The organism is Pseudoalteromonas sp. G5_S1_54_S4 (assembly GCF_054968565.1).
This window is the reverse complement of sequence record NZ_JBQKUL010000130.1, coordinates 1-729: the sequence shown is the minus strand read 5'-3', so window position 1 is coordinate 729 and position 729 is coordinate 1. Positions and strand designations below refer to the sequence as shown.

Annotated in this window: 1 protein-coding gene; it reads left to right on the top strand. The window is 31.8% G+C overall.

From position 1 onward, the window contains the following. Positions 1-566 (top strand): hypothetical protein (locus tag ACTRWE_RS19235; RefSeq protein WP_462880535.1); only part of this gene is annotated, 566 nt, incomplete at its 5' end. Positions 567-729 lie beyond the last annotated feature (163 nt).

The following is a 729-nucleotide window of genomic DNA, read 5'->3' as shown; positions in this document are numbered from 1 at the left end:
TATTTGTCTCCATAGGGTCCAGTATTCTTTTAGTCATGCTAGGCTGGTATGTAGTTTATAATGGCTCGAAGTATATTGCTACACGCTCAGAAGGGAGAGCAATCTTTTTAACTTTTTTAGAAAAGTTATCATCTATCGTTGATGAAAGAATTAAATTTATCACAAATACGGCAAATTTCGGGAGTTCTTCGCTTGTTAATTATACAGCAAAACAAAATATAATTGCTGTAGAGCGATTGCTTAACTACCAATCAGTTCTGTTACGCTATGGAATTTCTAATTTTTTTAAAGAGGACGATTTTTTAAATCTAAAATTTCTATTAACCTATGCTCCTGCAAAGGAAGACTATAATAATGACTTTGTAGAATTTAATAGTTCTATAATTGAAAATCTCCATAAAGTTTCTGCTGCAATTGAAAATCAAGCTCATGAATCGTATTTAGATGCACATAAACCAACAGTAACCCCTTTTATAAAAAAGCTATCTCCATCAATTTTAGGGTTTATTTTTGCTATTGTAATATTGTTCACTTTTAGCTTTTTTATAAGATCTTTTTCATCTTAATCGATAAGTGACGGAAGGGGTCAAATCTTGACTTCAGACATTATAGATCTTGATAGTCTGCAAGAGGCACTTTTCACTCAATCAATAATACCTAGCGGCTCGGTTAAATTTATTTAATGACGCTAGGTTTGTTGAATTCAATCCAACCAAGATTCAACTAACT